Below are 20,287 nucleotides of genomic sequence, written 5' to 3'. Positions count from 1 at the left end.
CTTTTATTCTTTCGATGTAATTGCCTGAGCCGCTATATAAGCTCCTGTCCAGGCATTTTGAAAATTAAATCCTCCTGTTATCGCATCTATATTTAAGACTTCACCAGCAAAATATAAGTTCTTGTATTTCTTGCTTTCAAAGGTTTTAAAATTAACTTCTCTTAAATCTATACCGCCTGCTGTTACGAATTCATCCTTAAATGTGCTTTTACCTACTACTTTATAAACTCCTTTAATCAATTCTTCAGAAAGTCTAGTTAGTTGTGTTTTATTTACATCTGCCCACTTGGTTGTATCACCAATATCTGCGGCTAACACTAAACTTTGCCATAGTCTTTTGGGCAAATTAAATTGAGCATATTTAGAAACTTGTTGCTTGGGGTGCTCGTTTTTTAAAGCCTTTAACATATGAAGGGTTTCTTCTAACGAATAATCTTGTAACCAATTGACAATGATTTCAAAGTTATAATTAAAATTATACAACTCTATTGCTCCCCATGCCGAAAGCTTCAGAATTGCAGGACCACTCATTCCCCAATGCGTAATCAAAAGAGGACCTTCGCTGAATAATTTAGAGTCTTTGACCTTTACGGAAGCATTTGTTGAAATACCTGGTAGACCTTTAATCCTTTTGTCCTTTATATTAAATGTAAATAAAGAGGGCACTGCATTTACCGTTTGAAGTCCAAGGGATTTAAGTTTTGCCCAGATTTTGGAATTACTTCCTGTAGCTATCATCATTTTTTTACTTTCAAAATCGCCTTGATTTGTACTTATTTTCCAAACCTTATCTTCATAGTAAAAATCTTTTACCACATGATTTTTAAGAATTTCTATTCCTAACCTTCTGGCCTCAGACAAAAAACAATTTATAATAGTTTCCGATGAGTCAGAAATTGGAAAAATACGACCATCATCTTCTATTTTTAATTCAACACCACGTTTATCGAACCATTCCATAGTATCACCTGTCATAAAAGTATGAAAAGGACCTAATAGCTCTTTTTCGCCTCTTGGATAGTTTTTACTTAAAGGATCTGGAACAAACTCCGCATGTGTAACATTACATCTTCCTCCTCCAGATATTCTAACTTTAGAAAGCACTTCTTTTCCTCTTTCTAAAATGGCTATCGTAAGATTTGGATCATTTTCAGCTACGTTGATTGCAGTAAAAAAACCGGCCGCTCCGCCGCCAATAATTAGGAGATCATATCGCATTAAGCAAAATTAGGAAAATCAGTTATGATAGTATCTACTTTTAGCTTTTTTGACGATTTAATATCCTCAGGATCATTTACCGTCCAGACATACACTTTATAGCCCTTATCTTTTGCCAGCTTCACCTCTTCTTCCGTTAATATGGCAATTGGCGGATGAACAGAATAGGCTTCTAAACTTTCGGCTACTGATAAAACTGAGGATATATTTTTCTCTGTTAACACTCCTAAATTAAATTCGGAACTGGATCTTTTTATCTGAAATAGTTGAGAATGATCAAAACTAGATAACACAAAATTATTATGCTTCCAGTTAGTGTTTTTAATATAATCTTCTAAAAGCTCTATAACAGGCATCACCGTTCCTATTCCTTTTAATTCTATGTTTATATCACATGTTGTATTGACCAAATTTAATACTTGATTTAACGTAGGAATCTTGTATCCTTCGATCGTTGTGTATTTATGTAATTCCTGCAGTGTAAAGTCAGATACTTTTCCCTTACCGTTAGTTGTTCTTTGTAATGTTTCATCATGAATTACAATAAGCTCGCCAGACTTACATTTATGAACATCTATTTCAATTCCGTCGACCTTATGATTTAAGGCTTCTTTAATAGACTCTATTGTATTTTCTGCAACCAATCCAGCGGCTCCGCGATGCCCAAATATTTTCATTTATTTTTATTTTAAAATTATACGATTTGAAAATGTCAAACTATCACTAATACATCCTACTTAATTTGTAATAAGATCCGAAAGAATTACTTGTGTAGATGGGTTTCCATGTTTTGCTAAACGATCGATAAATTTCTGCAAATGACCACTATCTTTTACATTTATTTTCATAATCAAACAATTCTCTCCTGTAACTCTACTACAATGCTCTATTTCGGGATAGTCTTTCATAATCTCCACAAAAGAATGGAAATTTTTACTTTCTAAACTCATCAGAATATAAGCCGAAACAGAAAGTCCTATCTTTTTCGGATCTATTAATGTCCTATATCCTTTGATAACTTCCGTTTCTTCCAAACGCTGAATTCGTTCACCAACTGCCGATGCCGACAACCCAATTTGTCTCCCTATCTGCGCATAAGAAGCTCTAGAATTTTCTTTTAAATAACATAGGATCTTACGATCTAATTCGTCTTTCACCACAATCCAGTGTTTTTGTATATTAAAAAACCGTTTTCGAAGGAAATTGCGTGTTATATCCCACGAATCAACATATCATCTCGCTAAGATAAAACTAAATTTACACTGTAAGAATAAAGTACTATTACTTTACATCATTTTCATAAAACCGTAATACATGTTTGGAATTATCAACTTTGAAGCTTTTATACTTGCAGGAATTCTTTTAAACTTAACACCAGGCGCGGATACTATGTACATCCTTGGAAGAAGCATATCCCAAGGAAAAAAATCGGGTATTTTATCTGCTTTAGGAATAACAACTGGTGCTTTGATCCATTGCTTGGCAGCAGCTTTAGGCTTATCAGTATTACTAGCGAAGTCTGCCCTAGCCTTTCAGCTCATAAAATATGCTGGAGCTATTTATCTCGTCTACTTGGGTATCCAATTATTACGATCTAAAACGGTACAAAATTTTGAAGTAAATGAAAATATTGAAAATCACATAAACTACTCTAAAATTTATGTTTCAGGTATATTAACCAATATTCTGAATCCTAAAGTAGCTTTATTTTTTCTTGCTTTTTTGCCTCAGTTTATTAGTCCTGAAGCTGTAGAAAACCATATCCCATTTATGATTTTAGGTTTAACCTTTGTTACTACAGGAACAATATGGTGTCTTTTTCTTGCCTTTTTTGCAGCCAAACTATCTGATCGAATACGTAAAAACTATAAAATAAAAACGTGGTTGGATAAATTCACAGGAACTACCTTTATACTACTTGGAATCAAATTAGCCTTCTCTAAACAATAATTTATCACATTAAAGTATGGATATTTTACAACAAATGCGAACAGAATTATCGGAGAAAAAGCTATTCGATAAAGCTCGTTCCTTTGCTTATGACTATATAGATGGGATTGAAAAGATGGATGTATTTCCATCTCCCGAAAATATTAAACGATTAAACGTGTTCGATGAACCTCTTAGTGAAAAATCAGGTTCTACTGAGGAAATTATGCATCTATTACACGATGTTGGTTCTAAAGCTACAATTGCACAACTAGGAGGACGATATTTTGGTTTTGTAAATGGAGGCGCCGTTCCCATAGCATTGGGAGTAAAATGGTTGTCAGATGTTTGGGATCAATGTGGAGGATTATTTCTTACATCTCCTATAAACTCCAAGTTAGAACAAATTTGTGAACAATGGCTTAAAACTATTTTTAATTTACCAAATGAAACGGTTGCCGGTTTTGTTAGCGGAACATCTATGGCGAATCTTTCTGGATTAGCAGCTGCACGTTTCAGATTACTTAAAAATCTAGGATGGGATATCAACATAAAAGGAATAAATGGTGCTCCGGAAATTAAAATTTTCGCCCATCAACAAGTACATGCTAGTATAAAGAAAACCCTTGCTATACTTGGCTTTGGTTACGAAAATATCAGCTGGATACCATCAGATGATCAAGGAAGATTATTAATCGATAAACTTCCTGAGTTAGACAATCATTCTCTTTTGATTTTACAAGCTGGCAACGTAAATACTGGTAGTTTTGATGATTTTTACACCATATGTGATCAAGCCAATAAAGCTGGTGCTTGGGTACATATCGACGGAGCATTTGGACTATGGGCATCAGCCTCAAAATCTCTTTCTTATCTTACGAAAGGAATCGAAAAAGCATCATCTTGGGCTGTAGATGGTCATAAAACTTTAAATACTCCGTACGACTCTGGAATTATAATGTGTAAAGATTCTGAAGCGTTAATATCTGCATTACAAGCCTCTGGAGAATACATTACCTATAGCGATCAAAGAGATCCTCTTTTATATACACCTGAATTATCAAAACGCTCCAGAGCTATAGAATTATGGGCTACCATGAAATACCTAGGAAAAGAAGGCATGGATACTATGATTACAACATTTCACAACAAAGCAAAACAGCTAGCAGAAGGATTATCTGTAAATGGTTTTATCATTCTGAATGAAGTTGTATTTAACCAAGTATTAATAGCCTGTGAAAATGATCAGCAAACAAAATTGGTTTTACATACAGTTCAAAATTCTTCACAATGCTGGTGCGGTGGATCTCGTTGGAAAGGAAAAGATGTAATACGTATTAGTATCTGCTCATGGATGACTACAAAAGAAGATATTGAAAAGACAATCAGCATATTTACTAATGCTAAAAACCTAATTAAAAACTGAACCAATTATAAAAGTATACTCCTGCATAAATAAATATTTTAGGTTTAGAGAGTGATAAAAACTATCTCATAAAAAAACGCCTTAGGAAAACTAAGGCGTAATTATTACGAAAATTTATTTTGATTTTTACTTAAAAGCTGGAATACCTGTAATATCCATCCCTGTAATTAATAAATGAATATCATGAGTACCTTCATAAGTGATTACACTTTCCAAATTCATCATATGTCTCATAATACTATACTCTCCTGTGATACCCATTCCTCCCAGAATTTGTCTTGCCTCTCTCGCAATTTTTATTGCCATTTCCACATTATTACGTTTTGCCATAGATATCTGAGCAGTCGTCGCTTTACCTTCTTCTCTTAGCACCCCTAATCTCCAAGCTAACAATTGCGCTTTCGTGATTTCGGTAATCATTTCAGCTAACTTTTTTTGTTGTAACTGAGTTCCACCTATAGGCTTATCGAACTGAATTCTTTCTTTAGAATAACGAAGTGCTGTGTCATAACAATCCATTGCTGCTCCTATTGCTCCCCAAGCTATACCAAAACGAGCAGAATCCAAACAACTTAACGGTGCTCCTAAACCACTTTTTCCAGGTAATAAGTTCTCTTTAGGAACCTTTACATTATCAAATATTAATTCACCTGTTGCAGATGCTCGTAAGGACCATTTGTTATGTGTCTCTGGTGTAGAAAAACCTTCCATACCTCTTTCTACCACTAAACCGTGGATTCTTCCTTCTTCATTTTTTGCCCAAACCACAGCAATATCAGCAAAAGGTGCATTGGAAATCCATAATTTTGCTCCATTTAATAAATAATGATCTCCTTTATCTTTGAAATTGGTAGTCATACCACCTGGATTAGATCCATGATCTGGCTCGGTAAGACCAAAACATCCCATAAATTCTCCAGATGCTAGCTTAGGAAGATATTTATTTCGCTGTTCTTCTGTTCCGTATTTCCAAATAGGATACATCACCAATGATGATTGCACTGAAGCTGTAGAACGAACACCTGAATCGCCTCGTTCGATCTCTTGCATGATTAACCCATAGCTTATCTGGTCTAATCCCGCTCCTCCATATTGTTCAGGTATATATGGACCAAAAGCTCCAATTTCTGCTAATCCTTTAATAATTTGGTTAGGAAATTCAGCACGTTGTGCATACTCTTCTATGATTGGAGACACATCTCGTTTTACCCAACTGCGCGCAGCATCGCGTACTAACTTATGCTCATCAGTCAAAAGTTCGTCTAAATTATAGTAATCTGGTGCTTCAAAAAGATCAGGTTTCATAGCGTAAATGGATTATTTTTTTATGATATATTCAAAAATAGTGAGATTAATTAAAAAATAATCAAGAAAGATATCAGATTATTCCTTTTTGCATTAAAAAATGTCAAATCTATTAATAACCCTTGTAATAAAGCTGTTTTTGATTTTCCCCAATCATCCTTCTAATCCTTTTATGATCAAACTTACTTCAAACAAAACAAATTGTGAGAAGCGTTTATCATACGTTTTGCATATCTATTTTGAATATAAATTTGTGGTTAATTTCCGCATTCTCAATCTGATTTCTACACATTTTAGATACTATTAACATTATTAGCATTTGTTTTAAAACACTGTATTACAGATATTTAATCAACATTAAAGCATTATCAATCCTCTGGCATAATTCTTCCTCTTATTTAAGTATCGAAATAAAAAATAATTAAAACCTGAAATTAAAATGAAAAATTTATTTGTATTACCAGTAGTAGCTTTAGGACTTTTATTCGGAACTAGTAATATCACTGCTCAAGTGACTTCTTCAGATGAAGCTATAGAAATTACTGCTCAAGAAAAATATATTGAATTAGCTGTTGAAAATTTACCGCAACCTGTTTTAGATGCTGTTGCGAAAGATTTTAAAGGTGCGACCATCAATAAAGCTGCTGCTAAGGAAGACGCTTCAGAGTTTAAGCTAGAACTTACGAAAGAAGACGGAGAGACTGTAGAAGTATTATGTGATGCAGAAGGAAACTGGATCGGTAAAAACTAATAGCATTAAAAATCTTTAAGATTGTTTACACTTATAGAAATATAAGTTGAACTACGTAGAGTGATTGAATTTGGAGAAAGGGGAGTCTACTAGACTCTCCTTTTTTACATTTTTAAATAAAAATCTCGAGTAAGGTCTACATATTCTGGAGTATATTGGTGCCTTTCATTCTCTATAATAAGCTCATCCAATTTTACTTCCATCTCTTCAAAACCAAATAACAAAAGTGTTCTTTTAATTTCTGAAGATGGGTTTCCCTTTACTCTTGTAATTTTTTGAGGATACAAGCCTACTTTATGGGCAATTTCAATTACTACTTCCTCTTCTTTATAAGGTAAAATTACTCCAAACCTACCATTCTCGGAAAGCAAATGAGTTGCTCCTATAAATAAATGTTCAAATGGCAATGCGTCTTCAAATCTGGCTAAATCCCTACTAGAATCTTCTGTTTTATAGGTATCTTTATAAAAAGGTGGGTTACTAATGAGAAGATCATACTCATCATCAATTTCCTGAAAGAATTCCTGAAAAGAAGCATGATAACAAAATAGCCGATCTCCCCAGTCAGAAGCTTCAAAATTTTCTACTGCTTGTTCATAAGCAAGCTCATCTATTTCTAGTGCATCAATAGTTCCTGCATGAGAACGCTGTGCCATCATTAGAGCAATGATTCCTGTTCCAGTACCTATATCTAGTATAGTATTTACAGTTTCTGAAATCGGAACCCAAGATCCTAAAAGCACTCCATCAGTACCAATCTTCATGGCACATCGATCCTGGTGAACCATAAATTGTTTAAAATGAAATGGTTTAGACATTATTTTATAAATAAAGATCGATCAATCCTTCTGGAGTATTTACAAAAACAGTACGCTGTTCTCTATCCACCTTATCAATGAATTCGTCATTCATAGGTATTAAAATTTCAACACCGTCCCTGTCTATTTCGAAAAGTGCTTGTGCAGTACTATCATTGATATGAGTAATAACTCCTACTTTTCCAAAAGCTCGATCTACAATACTAAAACCAATAACTTCGTGAAAATAAAATTTATTTCCTTCCAACTTAGGCAACAAGTCAAGTGGCAAATATATTTCTGCCTTCATTAGATCATCAGCATCCTCTTCGGAGTCTATATCTTCAAACTTTACTCTAAGCAAATCGCTTTTATGAAGTTTACTTTTTTCTATAAAAAATGGAACCAAATTTTTGTTATAGTTCACAAAAACTGATTCCATTTTTAGATAACTTTCAGGTTCATCGGTATCAAGTTTTATCAACACCTCCCCTTTAAAACTAAATTTACTTACGATTTTGCCTAGATAGAAGCAATCTTCTTTCTTCATCGTCAATAATGCAACTACTCTTCCTCGTTGCTAGCTTCTTCAGTTACTTCTGCTTCAGCAGCTTCAGCAGCTACTTCTTCTGCTTTAGCGGCAGCTTCAGCTTCTGCAGCTTCAGCTTCACGCTTAGCATTTACTTCTTTTTCTGCAGCAAGTGCTTTTGCTTTTGCATCAGCCTCTGCCTTTGCTAAAGAATCTTTCTTAGCATTTACGGATCCTTCTTTTTCCTGAACCCAAGCGTTAAATTTCTCTTCAGCTTGTTCTTCAGTTAAAGCTCCTTTTTTAACACCTCCTGCAAGGTGATTTTTCAGCAATGCTCCTTTATAAGAAAGAATAGCTTTAGCAGTATCGGTTGGCTGCGCTCCATTTTGTAACCATTTTACAGCTCCATCAACATTTAAGTCTATAGTTGCTGGGTTAGTGTTTGGATTGTAAGTACCGATTTTTTCTAAAAATCTACCATCTCTCTTTGCTCTAGCATCTGCTGCTACGATCCAGTAAAAAGGCTTTCCTTTTTTACCATGTCTCTGTAATCTTATTTTAACAGGCATAAAAATTAATTTTTGGGTACACGACCCTGTTTATAATTAAGTGCGCAAATGTAATCATTTTTAGCAAATTAGCATCGAACTTATTCTTCTTTCATTAAATAATTTAGAGCTATCGAAGAATTAACACGTTTTACTGTTCTTTCTAACCGGACTTATAGACGTTTCACGAGAAACGTAAATACCTACTTTTATTAGATATAAAATATAATTTTGTGTATTTCATCGATATTAAAATGTTATTAATCGTAAAAAATTATGATTTTATCTTCAAAAAAATTGTTTTCTTCAGAATTTCGTGATATGTTTGTATTAAATTATTTATTGATAGTTGGTTATCTATCTCTAAATTTTTTAAAGCCCCAAGCGTATGATTAAAAAAATTACCCTACTCCTGGCATTTATATGCCTTATTTTCAGCTCTTGTAGTACCGATATAGAAGTAAATTCACCAGGATTACAAGCTACTATAGACGGAAAGTTATTTAGACCCGATATTAGAAAAGCAATCATTCATGAGGATGGTACATTAGTAATCATCGGAAACACAGGAACAGAATCAATTAGCTTCACTACTTCTTCTACAGAAAGAGGAACTTATAGATTAGAACAAGCCATTAATCAAGTAACATTCGAAAACAACGATGCTAAGTTCGTTTCTGAAGAAGGTGCTAATAATGGACAAATAGTAATTACGGAAATCCAGGACAATTTAGTTTCTGGGAATTTCTATTTTACAGATTTAAAAGGAAGCAATGGAAAATCAATGAGTTTCCAAAACGGATGGTTTTATAGATTACCTATAGAAAATTTTGTACCAGAACCTGAAGAAGAGGAAGAAGAGGAAGAAATCATTATTACCTCTGAAGAAGAAGAGCAAGAAGAAATCAACCCTTGTCTTTTAAACGCTTCTTTAACAGCCATGATTAATGGAAACGAGATGATTACTGATGATCACGATGCAATTCCTTTTGGAGTGAACAACCCTTCAATACTAATAAAAGCGAGTAATGAAGACGAGGAAATAACAATCGTTTTCCCAATCAGTGTGGAGGTTGGACAGCACTCTTTAACAGGATCAGGAGAGTATAGCGCGACATATAGCTTATACAATGATAAAGCATCAGCTGTTTCGGGTAGACTTACCATAACATCTCATGATACCGAAACAAAATGTATCAGCGGAACTTTTGAATTCGTGACTACAACAGGTGTTGCAGTAACAGAAGGACAATTTGAATACGGATATTAATCAAAACTCAACTATAGCGAAAAAGGCGTTCACTAATTTATTTTAGTGAACGCTTTTTAATTTTTAGCATATTACATTATTTCTTAAAACAATCTTTTCATTGATTCCTCATAAAGGAAATCTTAAGTAGTTAATAATTCTGGATAACTTTTCAATCACCGAACACATCATTTTAATTATTTTTGATGATCACTTTGACCATAAGACAAAACTTTCTCGAAACATATTTTTATGTATTTAATTTTTGATACCGAAACAACAGGTTTACCTAAGCGTTGGGATGCTCCCATCAGTGATACTGATAATTGGCCAAGATGTATTCAGATCGCTTGGCAATTACACGATGAAATGGGTAATTGTATCGAGCATCAAGATTATTTAGTAAAACCAGAAGGATTTAATATTCCATATGATGCAGAAAAAGTTCATGGAATTTCAACTGCCCTTGCCGAGCAGGATGGTATTAGCCTAGTAGAAGTTCTGGAAAAATTCAATATTGCGTTATCAAAAACGAAGTTTGTTGTCGGTCAAAATGTAGGGTTTGATGTTAATATCATGGGTGCTGAGTTTTATAGACTTGGTATTAGCAATCAATTACAAGAGTTGCCCGTGCTTGATACTTGTACCGAAACTACTGCAAGTTTATGTCAAATTCCTGGAGGTCGTGGAGGAAAATTCAAATTACCTACACTTACAGAGTTACACGAGTTTTTATTCGGAACCGCATTTGGAGAAGCTCATAACGCAACAGCCGATGTAGAAGCTACCACTCGATGTTTTCTAGAATTAATCAGGAAGCAAGTTTTCACAAAAGAAGAGCTAGATGCTCCTTCAGATTACTTTGAAAACTTCAAACGTGTTAATCCAGAACCAATAGAATTAATAGGTTTACAACATATTAATCTAAAAAGAGCTTCTCAAAAGATCCAAGAAACACTGGATAAACAGGGAAGCTCTGACATTTCTCAACAAGAAATCAAGGACAATATTGCGGCTTTGGATGCTGTAAATTTTGTTCACTTACATAACCATACGCAATTTTCTGTCCTACAATCTACTACCAGTATTCCTGATCTGGTAAAAGAAACAGCCAAACACAAGATGACAGCTGTAGCCATGACAGATCATGCAAATATGATGGGAGCTTTTCATTTTGTACAAGCAGTTACCAATCACAATAAAAGTGTAAAAGCAGCGAATGCAGAAGCTATCGAAAATGGAGAAGAACCAACAGGAGTTGAAATAAAACCAATTGTTGGATGTGAGTTTTTTGTTTGCGAAAATCATAAAGACAAATCCCGAAAGGATAATGGATATCAAATAGTTTTGTTAGCTAAAAACAAAAACGGATATCACAATCTAGCCAAAATGTCTTCTATTGGATTTGTAGACGGCTTCTATTACCTACCTAGAATTGACAAAGAAGTTATTAAACAATACAAAGAAGACATCATTGTACTAACTGGAAATCTGTATGGAGAGGTTCCTAGTAAAGTACTAAACATAGGAGAAAAGCAAGCTGAAGAAGCTTTGCTATGGTGGCACGAGGAGTTTGGCGACGACCTTTATATCGAGATCATGCGCCATAATCAAGAGGATGAAAATCGAGTAAATCAGGTTTTGATCAACTTTTCCAAAAAGCATAACATCAAAACAGTAGCTACAAACAATACTTATTATTGCGAAAAGAAGGATGCCAATGCCCATGACATTCTACTATGTGTAAAAGACGGAGAAAAACAAGCGACTCCAATTGGAAGAGGAAGAGGATATCGATATGGATTACCAAATCAGGAATACTATTTTAAGTCTTCTGAAGAAATGAAAAACTTATTCAAAGATCTCCCTGAAGCCATCATGAATATTCAGGAGATCGTGGATAAAATAGAACCTTTTGTACTAGCAAGAGACGTATTATTACCTGCATTTGACATCCCAGAAGAGTTCCAATCTGAAGAAGACAAAATAGACGGAGGGAAAAGAGGAGAAAATGCTTATTTAAGACATATCACCTACAAAGGAGCAAAGATTAGATATGGAGAAATTACTCCAGAAATTGATGAGCGCCTTGATTTCGAATTAAAAGTTATTGAAAATACAGGATACCCAGGATACTTCCTGATTGTGGAAGATTTTATAAGAGCCGCAAGAGAAATGGGGGTTTCTGTAGGTCCTGGACGTGGATCTGCTGCTGGATCTGCGGTAGCCTATTGCCTATGGATTACCAATTTAGATCCGATAAAGTATGATTTACTTTTTGAGAGATTCCTAAATCCGGATCGTGTAAGTATGCCCGATATTGATATTGATTTTGATGATGAAGGACGAGGACGTGTAATGGACTATGTAATCGAAAAATATGGAGCCAATCAGGTAGCTCAGATAATTACATACGGTACTATGGCAGCAAAATCTTCTATTCGAGATACTGCTCGTGTACTTGATTTACCTCTTGGTGATGCAGATCGAATTGCAAAGCTAATCCCAAATATGTCTAAACTTGGAAAAATATTTGGTGTAGATGAAGCGGTATTAAAAAAGAAGTTTAGAAGTGATGAATTAGAAAAAGTAAATGAACTACTTAATATAGCAGAAGGTAGCGATCTCGAAGCCGAAACCTTAAACCAAGCTAGAGTTTTAGAGGGTTCAGTTAGAAATACAGGTATTCATGCTTGTGGAGTGATCATCACACCCGATGATATTACCAAGTTTGTCCCAGTTGCGCTTGCCAAAGATTCTGACATGTACTGTACGCAGTTTGACAACTCTGTGGTAGAAAGTGCTGGTCTGCTAAAAATGGATTTCTTAGGATTAAAAACATTAACCCTAATTAAGGATACCGTAAAAATTGTAAAAGCAAAACATGGTGTAGAATTAGATCCTGAGAATTTCCCTCTTGACGATGAAGAAACGTACGCATTATTCCAAAGAGGAGAAACGGTTGGTGTATTCCAATATGAATCTCCCGGGATGCAAAAATACATGAAGGAACTAAAACCTACAGTTTTTGCCGATCTAATTGCGATGAATGCTTTGTACCGACCAGGACCTTTAGAATATATCCCAAGTTTTATTAATAGAAAACACGGTACCGAAGAGATCATATATGACTTAGAAGCTTGTGAAGAATACCTAAAAGAAACCTACGGAATCACAGTATATCAGGAGCAAGTGATGCTACTTTCTCAAAAACTTGCTGATTTTACCAAAGGTGAAGCGGATGTACTCCGTAAAGCAATGGGTAAAAAACAAAAAGCAGTATTGGATAAAATGAAACCCAAGTTCATTGAACAAGCTGCTGCCAAAGGACATGCTGAAGATAAATTAGAAAAAATATGGAAAGACTGGGAAGCATTTGCAGCCTACGCTTTTAACAAGTCTCACTCTACTTGTTATGCTTGGATTGCGTATCAGACCGCTTATCTAAAGGCTCATTATCCTGCAGAATATATGGCAGCTGTACTATCCAATAACATGAACGACATCAAGCAGGTTACTTTCTTCATGGAAGAATGTAAGCGTATGAAATTAGATGTATTAGGACCCGATGTGAATGAATCTTATAGAAAATTCTCTGTAAACAAAGATGGTGCAGTACGATTTGGAATGGGAGCCATCAAAGGTGTAGGTACCGGAGCCGTGGCTACTATTGTAGAAAACAGAAAAGAAGATGGACCATACAGATCTATTTTTGATATGGCAAAACGCATTGACCTACGTGCGGCTAATAAAAAAGCTTTTGAAAGTTTAGCACTTGCCGGCGGATTTGATTCTTTTACAGAGACGCATAGAGGTCAATATTTTCATCAGGATGGAGATGGAATTACTTTCTTAGAAAAAGCCATGAAATATGGATCTAAGTATCAAGAAAACGAAAACTCATCTCAGGTAAGTTTATTTGGCGAATCTAGTGATGTTCAAATTCCAGAACCAGTTGTTCCTCCTTGTGAAGAATGGGGCACTATGGAAAAACTAGCTAGAGAAAAAGAAGTAGTTGGTATTTATTTATCTGGTCATCCACTCGATGATTTTAAATATGAAATGAAATATTTCTGCAATGGAACACTTTTGAATTTTGCCGATCTAGAAAACAATCTCAATCGTGAGATCTCCTTTGGTGGCGTAATCACAGGTGTGGAGCATCGAACATCAAAAAATGGAAAAGGATGGGCCACGTTTACCATAGAAGACTATAACACTGCTCATGAGTTTAGAATTTTTGGCGAAGATTACTTAAAACACAGACCCTTCTTAGTACAAAGCACCTTCGTGTATGCAAAAGCTTTTATAAAAGAAGGTTGGGTTAATCGCGATACGGGAAAAAAGGGAGATCCTAGAATACAATTCAATAGTTTTCAGCTACTACACGACGTAATGGAAACCTATGCCAGAAAGCTGACAATTCAGCTAGATATTAATGAACTTTCTGATACTAGGATTGATAAGCTAAAAGAATTGCTCACTGAACATGCTGGAAATCACACGTTAAATTTTGTGATTTTCGAAATGGCAGAGAAACTTAAGTTACATATGCCAAGTAGAAAACAAAAGGTAAACATCTCTCCAGAATTGTTAACCGCATTGGAGAGCGATTCTGTGTATTACAAATTAAACTAGAAACGATCTTTAATTCTGAAGTTTTTAATCCCACACTTTTAAGAAGAAGGGAAAATACCTCCTATAAAAAAGCCAATAAAAACCTCATAATGTGTTAGATAGCTAACACTTACAAGTTGTTAAGGATTCTTAAAAACTAAAGCGATCTAGTTAATTATTTCCTAAAAAACATTGTTTTTTTACATTTTGTAATCATAGCCTTTTTTCATATAAAACCCTTTAATTCAAAGGGTTTCAATTCACAAGATCTACAAAACCAACACTATTTTTTAAAATTCAAAATTCCCCTTGATGTAAGATTAAATATTTATACCGTCTCAAAATATGTAAGATCTTAAAACCCTAATTACTTTAAACGATTGGCCAATTGTTTTCTTAATGATTTTTTCAGAATATAACTATTAAAAACACAAAAAATGAAAAATTTTAAAACCTTACTTTTAAGTATTTTCGCCGCCTCATTATTTATGGCTTGTAACAATGATGACAATCTTTTAGAAGTTGAAACGAATCAAACGATCACTGATGAAATTGCAGAAGATGCATTAGAAGAAGAAGCTCAATCAAAAGGCTTATTACAATCATTTAGAGCTTTAAAAGAAGCTAAAATATTACTAGCAAGTATCCGTAAAGATGGCGGAATTCCTTATAACTTTTTTAACCCAGCTTTACGATTCACAGACGCACAAAATGTTTTTGTACCAAGTGTTTTGGGAATTGATTTTAGAATTGATAGAGATGTAGTTCCTGCAGGCCCCACAGTTAGACTGCCTATGTTTAAAGGTTGGGAAACTTTACCAAATGGTCAAAAGAGAGAGCTTTACTACGTAATCACAGAAGTATCTGACAGACTGATGGCTAAAAAACTTGGTGTTATTTTCGCACCAAGAATGGCAGCCTCTATAGGATCTGGAGGGGAACAAAAAGGATATTTTACAAGAACAGGGCGACTTGTTTTTGAAGGATCTGTAGATTTTTCACCAAAAAGATCTTTAGTTACTGGACCAGCAGACGGTTTACTATTCGGATTTCCTCCAGCAGAAGCAAACCCAGGAGCAATTGCAGATGGTAAATGGTCTTCATATGTTGTCTTACCTAGTGGAGTAGTAATTAATGCGCAGCCAGTAGCCAACAGTACAGGTCTTCATGACAGAGTACCAAACCCTCTTGGAAACGAGCAAGAGCAAGAAGATGATTTAAACAATCCAAATTTTGCACCTGATCAAGCTTCAGTTGTTATGCAATTACTTGATGGATGGCATGCTAATAGACCATATTACTTCCATATTGTTACTGATACTTCAGATCCAGGACCTGCAACTATCGAGTTAGGAGTATTTGCACCAAGATTAGCAAATCTACCAACATTTGGATTATTCCCAGGAGGATCTATGCTACCCTTTAGTCCAACAGCTAATGGAAGAACAACAGATACTGATGGACTTGGAGTACAAGGATTAAATACTGCTTCTTTAAGTAACAGACAAGTACAAGATCCAACCAATACATTCCCTATAGATCCAAGTGATACAAGATATGCTCCGATGTGGGATGCTCACGTAACAGAATTTACCGTTCCAGAATCTGAACGTCCAATCCTACAGAGTTTTGATCAAATTAATGATCTATTAGCAGATGGGACTTTGATCCCATTTAGAGGAAATGCTAATCCAAGCCCATTAGCTAATTCTTTATCAGATTTATTAACAGCTACAGGAGCTATTATTAACTGTCCCGTTATTACACAACCAGATGATAGTGTTATTGGTACTCAAATAGGAATACCTACAAATAACTAATAGCAACTCTTAAAACCTTATGGAAAAGCTCAGCAACCAATAAGCGCTGAGCTTTTTCTTATTTATATAGAAATATACAAAAAAGCCGACATCAGGTTGTTGAATCACAACCTAGGATGCCGACTCTCAAAAAAAATACTTTTTTATTGGCAAGTCCTTACTTTCACTTCTAGGAAATTTCGGTAGGATTCAAAACAATCTTCATGTGCGTGAACATATCCTCCAATGTTATCCGTCCATTTATTCTCGTAACCAGTACCTGCTTTTGCCCTATCTACATAATAGAAGATATCATAAGCTCCATCTGGCGGAGTAATGATAGTCTGCTCACCATCTACCTTATTATCTTTCCAGACAATTTCATCGTATGGTACACTTGCACCTTCCTTTAGTTTATATTCAATTCCTATTCTAAAATTATCTACCACTGTATTTTTAAATACTATTCGATTATGCACACGCTTTGCTGTAGTACAATTTAATGCAACATAATCCGTACTATATCCCATTTTTGCTAAACTATTATCCTTTAAAAATCTAATGGTATAAGCAATTGGAAGCCCTGGATTATTTCTACTATACACAGCATTTTCTCCTTTGATAATAGATTGTAAATCACCAAAGTTTTGTGCAGAAACGGCCTCAGAAGCCACAGAAGCGTTCCCTCCTATTGTTACCGTAGTGATAGTAGATTCATTTAAAATTTCTTTATACTTAGCCTCTACATCACCAGATGCATTAGTCACACCACTTGCATAATTAAAAGCTCCTGTGAGTTCTGATTCCGTAGCTTCTGCTGTAGTCTCCATTCTAAACATAATTATTCTACCATAATTTACAGAGTGCACGTACGCGGGTGGTGTTGCAGAATTAAATGCATTTTCGATTCGTGATAATGGCACGTCAGCTCTAAATACACTCGAAGGATTTTCAGGAGTATCCATAGTAATTGTGTAAAAAACTTGTTTAAACACCATAACAGCTACTCTATTGGTACTTGTAGTTTCATAATTAAATTGTGCAGAAACATCTCCCGTTGCCCATTCCGTATTCATTCCAACTTCCAGACTCATCTGCTTAGAACTATAAGAAGTACTGGCTGAGTAAGAGGAGTTCGAAGGGTTTACATACCCTTCTTGATATGCATTTGTATTCCAATATTCTAAAGCCTCATCGATCTTGGATTGCACATTAGAATTCCTGGGATCCTCTACTCTAATATTCCCTGCTTCCCCAATGCCTGGTAAATCTAATCGTATAGTCATTGGTGCTCTACCTAAAGTAAAAGCCTCTGGAAGACCATCTCGCATAGTTTGATTTCCAACTACCAATGCTCCTGGCCAAACAACACCATTTGTTGGACGAAGGATTGCCACATCTTCAAAATTGGCTTTTAGGTTATAATTCACGCTCACACAAGTAGTTTCTATTCCAGAATCAAATGACTCATCTGTATTGGTCCCACCAGGTGTTTTGAGCAATGCTTCCCCTCCAGTTTCTTCAACCCCTAACAATTCACTTGGATTATATTCCAAATTATTAATGAATTCATTGATTGTATTTGCTTCTGGATTTACTGGTTCGGAAGGCAAACTATCTTCATCTTTACTACAAGAGCTGCATGCTATGCAAGTATAAATCAAACTAATTAATATAAATGCTTGGGGCATTTTTAAGATTGAAGTTTTCATGAGTTTTCTTTTTAATGATTCAACGATCCAAAACTACTGGCAAAGCGTTTTTAGTCCTAATTTCAGTCATGGACAAAGCATGGACACCTATTAAAAACCCATAAATTAACTTGGAAAGAAATGAGTGTTTTTACGAATACTAAACTGAAGAGTTCTCTACGTTTTCAAAGTATTAAGAGAGGATACCTAAGGGAAAAAGCAACCTAAAGATCTTGTAAACTCCCTTCTACACTTTCTTTCGAAATACAGAGTATTCGACAATCATAATATTTATTAATTACCTTAGTTGTCAACTAAATGACTCGCTTTTATGAAATTCCAATCTCTTCTTATTACAGTATTTATATTTTGTACCCAACTGGTGATTTCTCAAAACCTAAAATTAATTGACAGTTTAAAAAATGCTTTAGACAATCATATCGAAGAAGATAGTGTTAGGGTTGATATTTTGACCGAGCTTCATGAGAAATTAATGTTCTCTGCACCTTTAAAAGCTAAAAAATACGCAGAAGAAGAACTGAAAATTTCAAAAAAAATTGATTACAAAATGGGGATTGGCAAAGGCTTATTGCACTTAGGTGATTTTTATACCAATCGAAGCAATCTAGATTCTGCTCTTTATTATTACAAACAAGCAAAACAAGAATTTAGCAATCGCAATTCTTACAGAGGTACTTTATTTGTTAACTATTCCATTGCGGACATCTTGCGGAGCAAAGGTGATTTTGAAAGCGCTATTCATATAATTCTGGAAAACCTTGAACTTATAGAAGAAAATGAAAAAGTGGATAAAGCTAAAGCAAAATTTAAGGGTGCACAATATAATAGCCTTGCTACTATTTATATGGAAAAAGGTAATTACAAACTTGCTTTAATTGAAGCGTTAAAAGCATTGGAACTTTTTACAGAAATCAATGACGTCATGAGAAAAGCTGATATTCTAAAACTTTTAGGTGATTTGGAATACGCAACGGAAAACCACAAAAAAGCACTTACCTATTTTAAAGAAGCAATGGCAATTTATTTAGCTCAAAATGATGAGATTTATTTATCCTATGCAAAAAACTCAGCTGGGAATGCCTTAAAAAAATTAAATCGCATAAACGAAGCTCAAACACACTATGAAGAAGCTATAAAACTAGCAAGAAAGCATGAGGCAAAATCCCCATTAGCCAATGCACTTTATAATCTTGGTGAATTATTCAACATTGAAAAAAAATACGAAAAAGCAAAAGCATCTTTTATAGAATCCAAAGAGATTACAGAGGGCGAAGACATAAAAATTGGGATTATAAATGCATATAAAGGATTAAGCCACACCTTTAAAAATGAAAACAATATCCCTGAAGCTATTAAAAACATTAATCAAGCGATCAACATAGCCGAAAAAATTGGTACCATGTCGAATCTTCAGGAATTATATGAAAAACGCTCTAACCTTTTTCAATTACAGAATAAAAATAAAGAAGCACTTTCAGACCTACATGCATCTCAAAAAATAAGAGACAGTTTATTTTCAGTGAAAAAATCGCAACAAATAGAAGAATTACGAACTATTTACGAAACAGAAAAAAAAGAAGCTGCCATTACTTTACAAAAGGAAGAAATCAAAAATCTAAATCAACAAGTAGAGATCAGTAATCTTCGAAAAACGCTCTATGCAGGAGGAATGATATCTTTCATTGTGGTATCGGGATTGTTATTTTTTGGATTCAGACAACGCATTAAAAAGAATCAAATAGAACGAGAAAAACAAGAAGAAATATACCGACAAGAAATTGAATTTAAAAGAAAAGAACTTACCTCGCAAACGTTGCATTTGGTTCAAAAAAGTAGCTTTATCCAAGAACTCAAAGAAAATCTAGAACGTATTAAAAACTCTCCTGAACTTTTTAAAGTAGAGTTTAGAAGATTGGTAATGTTATTAAAAAAAGAAAGTGCTGAAGACAAAGATTGGGAAGTATTCAAGTCATACTTTGCAGATGTACACAATAATTTCGATAACAAATTAAAAGCAATTCATAATGAAATCACTGAAAAAGAAATACGATTAGCCTCCTTTCTACGAATGAATCTTACTACTAAAGAAATTGCTAACATGCTAAATGTACTACCAGATAGTGTATTGAAATCAAAATATAGATTAAAAAAGAAACTTCAGCTGGGGAAAGAAGAAGATCTCTATGAATTCTTAAATACTCTATGATAAGAACAATATTGCGTTTAATAATAATTAAAACTTAAACTTCTTTGCATTAATTCGAACTTATTATCGTTCTTAAAAAATAACCCAACTATTATTCTTTAATTGAGCAAGCAAAAGATTCAGAAATATCTTCCTACAGAACAATTTAATAGTATATTTGGTATCAACAAAATCAATAGCCCTATAGTCAAAACAAATATT

Annotated in this window: 15 protein-coding genes; 7 read left to right on the top strand and 8 right to left on the bottom strand. The window is 34.4% G+C overall.

Going from position 1 to position 20,287, the window contains the following annotated elements; all coding sequences use genetic code 11:
* Nucleotides 1-3: 3 nt before the first annotated feature.
* From Q1B37_RS09330 to Q1B37_RS09320, 3 genes are read right to left on the bottom strand one after another with little or no spacing between them, the layout of a single operon-like run.
* Entirely contained in the window at nucleotides 4-1,218 is a 1,215-nt protein-coding gene (locus Q1B37_RS09330) for an NAD(P)/FAD-dependent oxidoreductase (RefSeq protein ID WP_299898155.1), read from the bottom strand.
* Nucleotides 1,218-1,895, bottom strand: a complete 678-nt coding sequence (locus tag Q1B37_RS09325) for a glycerophosphodiester phosphodiesterase family protein (protein WP_299898153.1) — start codon at nucleotides 1,893-1,895, stop codon at nucleotides 1,218-1,220. The genes Q1B37_RS09330 and Q1B37_RS09325 overlap by 1 nt, the downstream gene beginning before the upstream one ends.
* 60 nt (nucleotides 1,896-1,955) lie before the next feature.
* Complete coding sequence (locus Q1B37_RS09320) at nucleotides 1,956-2,378, bottom strand: Lrp/AsnC family transcriptional regulator (protein ID WP_299898151.1); 423 nt, start codon at nucleotides 2,376-2,378, stop codon at nucleotides 1,956-1,958.
* 154 nt (nucleotides 2,379-2,532) lie between these two features.
* Here Q1B37_RS09320 and Q1B37_RS09315 point away from each other — a divergent pair, with 154 nt between their 5' ends.
* Together Q1B37_RS09315 and Q1B37_RS09310 are read left to right on the top strand one after the other, a co-directional pair.
* A complete protein-coding gene (locus tag Q1B37_RS09315; RefSeq protein WP_299898149.1) occupies nucleotides 2,533-3,168 on the top strand; it encodes a LysE family translocator in 636 nt (211 codons plus the stop codon).
* Between the two features lie 16 nt (nucleotides 3,169-3,184).
* On the top strand, nucleotides 3,185-4,573 hold the full coding sequence (locus Q1B37_RS09310; protein ID WP_299898147.1) for an aminotransferase class V-fold PLP-dependent enzyme: 1,389 nt from the start codon (nucleotides 3,185-3,187) through the stop codon (nucleotides 4,571-4,573).
* 126 nt (nucleotides 4,574-4,699) lie between these two features.
* Here Q1B37_RS09310 and Q1B37_RS09305 read toward each other — a convergent pair whose 3' ends face one another.
* The gene (locus tag Q1B37_RS09305) at nucleotides 4,700-5,878 is read right to left on the bottom strand and encodes an acyl-CoA dehydrogenase family protein (protein ID WP_299898145.1); all 1,179 of its coding nucleotides are present in this window, start codon (nucleotides 5,876-5,878) and stop codon (nucleotides 4,700-4,702) included.
* Nucleotides 5,879-6,317: 439 nt separating this feature from the next.
* On the opposite strand from Q1B37_RS09305, the gene Q1B37_RS09300 reads away from it, so the two are divergent.
* Nucleotides 6,318-6,629, top strand: a complete 312-nt coding sequence (locus Q1B37_RS09300; protein ID WP_299605540.1) for a hypothetical protein — start codon at nucleotides 6,318-6,320, stop codon at nucleotides 6,627-6,629.
* Nucleotides 6,630-6,733: 104 nt separating this feature from the next.
* On the opposite strand, the gene Q1B37_RS09295 is transcribed toward Q1B37_RS09300, so the two are convergent.
* Genes Q1B37_RS09295 through Q1B37_RS09285 form a run of 3 tightly spaced genes read right to left on the bottom strand, consistent with a single transcriptional unit; the run spans nucleotide 6,734 to nucleotide 8,524 of the window.
* On the bottom strand, nucleotides 6,734-7,447 hold the full coding sequence (locus tag Q1B37_RS09295) for a methyltransferase (RefSeq protein ID WP_299898143.1): 714 nt from the start codon (nucleotides 7,445-7,447) through the stop codon (nucleotides 6,734-6,736).
* A gap of 4 nt (nucleotides 7,448-7,451) precedes the next feature.
* On the bottom strand, nucleotides 7,452-7,976 hold the full coding sequence (rimM, locus tag Q1B37_RS09290; protein WP_299605534.1) for a ribosome maturation factor RimM: 525 nt from the start codon (nucleotides 7,974-7,976) through the stop codon (nucleotides 7,452-7,454).
* Nucleotides 7,977-7,990: 14 nt separating this feature from the next.
* Entirely contained in the window at nucleotides 7,991-8,524 is a 534-nt protein-coding gene (locus Q1B37_RS09285) for a 30S ribosomal protein S16 (protein WP_299605531.1), read from the bottom strand.
* Nucleotides 8,525-8,891: 367 nt separating this feature from the next.
* Here Q1B37_RS09285 and Q1B37_RS09280 point away from each other — a divergent pair, with 367 nt between their 5' ends.
* From Q1B37_RS09280 to Q1B37_RS09270, 3 genes are all read left to right on the top strand, one after another.
* Nucleotides 8,892-9,773 (top strand): DUF6252 family protein, encoded by an 882-nt coding sequence (locus Q1B37_RS09280; RefSeq protein WP_299605528.1) that lies wholly within the window; start codon nucleotides 8,892-8,894, stop codon nucleotides 9,771-9,773.
* 231 nt (nucleotides 9,774-10,004) lie between these two features.
* Nucleotides 10,005-14,390, top strand: coding sequence for a DNA polymerase III subunit alpha (gene dnaE, locus Q1B37_RS09275; protein WP_299898141.1), 4,386 nt, complete (start codon nucleotides 10,005-10,007; stop codon nucleotides 14,388-14,390).
* A gap of 416 nt (nucleotides 14,391-14,806) precedes the next feature.
* On the top strand, nucleotides 14,807-16,189 hold the full coding sequence (locus tag Q1B37_RS09270; RefSeq protein WP_299605524.1) for a hypothetical protein: 1,383 nt from the start codon (nucleotides 14,807-14,809) through the stop codon (nucleotides 16,187-16,189).
* Between the two features lie 143 nt (nucleotides 16,190-16,332).
* Here the strand turns inward: Q1B37_RS09270 and Q1B37_RS09265 are convergent, their stop codons facing one another.
* Entirely contained in the window at nucleotides 16,333-17,880 is a 1,548-nt protein-coding gene (locus Q1B37_RS09265; protein WP_299898139.1) for a thiol-activated cytolysin family protein, read from the bottom strand.
* A 310-nt stretch (nucleotides 17,881-18,190) separates the two neighbouring features.
* Here Q1B37_RS09265 and Q1B37_RS09260 point away from each other — a divergent pair, with 310 nt between their 5' ends.
* Nucleotides 18,191-20,086, top strand: a complete 1,896-nt coding sequence (locus tag Q1B37_RS09260) for a tetratricopeptide repeat protein (protein ID WP_299898138.1) — start codon at nucleotides 18,191-18,193, stop codon at nucleotides 20,084-20,086.
* Nucleotides 20,087-20,287: the final 201 nt, after the last annotated feature.

This window comes from uncultured Aquimarina sp. (genome assembly GCF_947492965.1).
Lineage (GTDB): Bacteria > Bacteroidota > Bacteroidia > Flavobacteriales > Flavobacteriaceae > Aquimarina.
This window is presented reverse-complemented; position numbering and strand designations above follow the sequence as displayed.

What these genes read in the sequence shown, in the direction of transcription:
- Q1B37_RS09330 (WP_299898155.1), bottom strand. Translation starts at nt 1,218, where the DNA reads ATGCGATATGATCTCCTAATTATTGGCGGCGGAGCGGCCGGTTTTTTT.
- Q1B37_RS09325 (WP_299898153.1), bottom strand. Translation starts at nt 1,895, where the DNA reads ATGAAAATATTTGGGCATCGCGGAGCCGCTGGATTGGTTGCAGAAAAT.
- Q1B37_RS09315 (WP_299898149.1), top strand. Translation starts at nt 2,533, where the DNA reads ATGTTTGGAATTATCAACTTTGAAGCTTTTATACTTGCAGGAATTCTT.
- Q1B37_RS09310 (WP_299898147.1), top strand. Translation starts at nt 3,185, where the DNA reads ATGGATATTTTACAACAAATGCGAACAGAATTATCGGAGAAAAAGCTA.
- Q1B37_RS09305 (WP_299898145.1), bottom strand. Translation starts at nt 5,878, where the DNA reads ATGAAACCTGATCTTTTTGAAGCACCAGATTACTATAATTTAGACGAA.
- Q1B37_RS09300 (WP_299605540.1), top strand. Translation starts at nt 6,318, where the DNA reads ATGAAAAATTTATTTGTATTACCAGTAGTAGCTTTAGGACTTTTATTC.
- Q1B37_RS09295 (WP_299898143.1), bottom strand. Translation starts at nt 7,447, where the DNA reads ATGTCTAAACCATTTCATTTTAAACAATTTATGGTTCACCAGGATCGA.
- rimM (WP_299605534.1), bottom strand. Translation starts at nt 7,976, where the DNA reads ATGAAGAAAGAAGATTGCTTCTATCTAGGCAAAATCGTAAGTAAATTT.
- Q1B37_RS09285 (WP_299605531.1), bottom strand. Translation starts at nt 8,524, where the DNA reads ATGCCTGTTAAAATAAGATTACAGAGACATGGTAAAAAAGGAAAGCCT.
- Q1B37_RS09280 (WP_299605528.1), top strand. Translation starts at nt 8,892, where the DNA reads ATGATTAAAAAAATTACCCTACTCCTGGCATTTATATGCCTTATTTTC.
- dnaE (WP_299898141.1), top strand. Translation starts at nt 10,005, where the DNA reads ATGTATTTAATTTTTGATACCGAAACAACAGGTTTACCTAAGCGTTGG.
- Q1B37_RS09270 (WP_299605524.1), top strand. Translation starts at nt 14,807, where the DNA reads ATGAAAAATTTTAAAACCTTACTTTTAAGTATTTTCGCCGCCTCATTA.
- Q1B37_RS09265 (WP_299898139.1), bottom strand. Translation starts at nt 17,880, where the DNA reads ATGAAAACTTCAATCTTAAAAATGCCCCAAGCATTTATATTAATTAGT.
- Q1B37_RS09260 (WP_299898138.1), top strand. Translation starts at nt 18,191, where the DNA reads ATGAAATTCCAATCTCTTCTTATTACAGTATTTATATTTTGTACCCAA.